General features: G+C 52.6%; 1 rRNA gene. It reads right to left on the reverse strand.

What is annotated here, in order from left to right:
* Positions 1-6: 6 nt before the first annotated feature.
* A 23S ribosomal RNA gene (locus ALO_RS19865) occupies positions 7-2,949 on the reverse strand; the annotation flags it as partial.

The raw sequence follows: 2,949 nt of genomic DNA on the forward strand, positions 1-2,949 counted from the left end.
CTCGTCGAAGTCAAGTCCTCGACCGATTAGTACCAGTCAGCTGCACCCCTTGCAGGGCTTCCACACCTGGCCTATCAACCTTATCATCTATAAGGGGTCTTACTTCCGAAGAATGAGAGACCTCATCTTAAGGCTGGTTTCACGCTTAGATGCTTTCAGCGTTTATCCGTTCCGGACGTAGCTACCCAGCTGTACCCCTGGCGGGATAACTGGTACACCATTGGTCCGTCCACTCCGGTCCTCTCGTACTAGGAGCAGCTCCCTTCAAGTCTCTTACGCCCGCGATGGATAGGGACCGAACTGTCTCACGACGTTCTGAACCCAGCTCACGTACCACTTTAATGGGCGAACAGCCCAACCCTTGGGACCTACTTCAGCCCCAGGATGTGATGAGCCGACATCGAGGTGCCAAACCTCGCCGTCGATATGGACTCTTGGGCGAGATTAGCCTGTTATCCCCAGGGTAGCTTTTATCCGTTGAGCGATGGCCCTTCCACTCGGCGCCACCGGATCACTAAGCCCGACTTTCGTCCCTGCTCGACGTGTTTGTCTTGCAGTCAAGCTCCCTTCTGCCTTTACACTCTTCGCGCGATTTCCATCCGCGCTGAGGGAACCTTTGGGCGCCTCCGTTACACTTTCGGAGGCGACCGCCCCAGTCAAACTGCCCGCCTGACACGGTCCTCAGTATCGTTACTACTTGAGTTAGAATTTCAGTCAATCAAGGGTGGTATCCCAACAACGACTCCAACGATACTAGCGTACCGCCTTCTCCGTCTCCCACCTATCCTGTACATGATTGACCAAAATCCAATGTCAGGTTACAGTAAAGCTCCATGGGGTCTTTCTGTCCAGTCGCGGGTACCCTGCATCTTCACAGGGATTTCAATTTCACCGGGTCCCTCGTTGAGACAGTGCCCAAGTCGTTACACCTTTCGTGCGGGTCGGAACTTACCCGACAAGGAATTTCGCTACCTTAGGACCGTTATAGTTACGGCCGCCGTTTACTGGGGCTTCGGTTCTGGGCTTCGGCTTGCGCCTGACTCTTCCCCTTAACCTTCCAGCACCGGGCAGGTGTCAGCACCTATACGTCAGCTTTCGCTTTAGCAGGCACTTGTGTTTGTGGTAAACAGTCGCTTGGGCCTCTCTTTTGCAACCACTTCAAGCTTCGGTCGTTTCTAACCTACACTCAAAACGGCTCCCCTTTTCCCGAAGTTACGGGGACATTTTGCCGAGTTCCTTAACGAGGGTTTTCCCGCGCACCTTAGGATTCTCTCCCCGCCTACCTGTGTCGGTTTGCGGTACGGGCACCACTCATCTCGCTAGAAGCTTTTCTTGACAGTGGGGGATCAACAAGTTCACCGATCTTTCGATCAGCTCCTCATCACTTCTCAGGTTCTCGACTGACGGATTTGCCTGTCAGTCACCCTACCAGTTTAAACGCGAATTTCCATCCTCGCGATTGTCTACCCTTCTGTGTCACTCCATCACTCAAACGATGACCGGTGGTACAGGAATATCAACCTGTTGTCCATCGCCTACGCATTTCCGCCTCGGCTTAGGTCCCGACTGACCCTGAGAGGACGATCCTTGCTCAGGAATCCTTAGGCTTTCGGTGGACAGGATTCTCACCTGTCTTTTCGCTACTCATACCGGCATTCTCACTTCGTAACGCTCCAGCACTCCTTACGGTATACCTTCTGTGCATTACGAACGCTCCCCTACCACTGGCGATGCACTCCATACCAACCTACAGGATGTTCTTTAGCTATAGGATTTAACGACAAGCCGGATTTTGTTTTTATGGACGCTTGTCGTAATAAATGTCTAGCTACTTTTTTCGCCTGTAGAATAGTATGGAATGCATCGCCAATCCATAGCTTCGGTTCCGTACTTTAGCCCCGGACATTTTCGGCGCAGCGACACTCGACCAGTGAGCTATTACGCACTCTTTAAATGGTGGCTGCTTCTAAGCCAACATCCTGGTTGTTTTTGTATCGCCACATCCTTTGCCACTTAGTACGGCATTGGGGACCTTAGCTGATGGTCTGGGCTGTTTCCCTCTTGACTACGGATCTTAGCACTCGCAGTCTGACTCCCAAGTTAAACTTACTCCATTCGCAGTTTGACAGGGTTCGGTAACCTAGAAGGCCCCTAGCCCGATCAGAGCTCTACCGTCGTAAATCATCACTTGAGGCTAGCCCTAAAGCTATTTCGGGGAGAACCAGCTATCTCTGCGTTCGATTGGCATTTCACCCCTATCCACAACTCATCCCAAAGCTTTTCAACGCTCACGAGTTCGGGCCTCCACACAATTTTACCTGTGCTTCACCCTGGCCATGGATAGATCACTGCAGTTTCGGGTCTACAAACACTAACTCGCCGCCCTCTTAAGACTCGCTTTCGCTTCGGCTCCGCGTTTTCCGCTTAACCTCGCTAGTGCCTGTAACTCGCCGGTTCATTCTTCAATAGGCACGCCGTCGCACATGTAAAGTGCTTCGACTGCTTGTAGACATACGGTTTCAGGTTCTATTTCACTCCCCTTCCGGGGTGCTTTTCACCTTTCCCTCACGGTACTATGCGCTATCGGTCGCCAAGGAGTATTTTGCCTTGGAGGGTGGTCCCCCCTGCTTCCCACAGGGTTCCTCGTGTCCCGTGGTACTCTGGATTCCAACGATCTGGCTCTGCCTTTCATGTACAGGGCTGTTACCTTCTGCGGCCTGCCTTTCCAGACAGTTCGATTAGGCCTGGCCAGACGCTTGTTGGTCCTCAACCCCGGAAAAGTTGCCTCTTCCGGTTTGGGCTCTTCCCGGTTCGCTCGCCGCTACTTCGGGAATCTCGTTTGATTACTTTTCCTCCGGGTACTTAGATGTTTCAGTTCCCCAGGTTCCCTCCTCATGCTTTGTAGCATGGGTGACAGTGCATGACCACTGCCGGGTTGCCCCATTCGGA

The organism is Acetonema longum DSM 6540, from assembly GCF_000219125.1.
Classification (GTDB): Bacteria; Bacillota; Negativicutes; order Sporomusales; family Acetonemataceae; genus Acetonema; species Acetonema longum.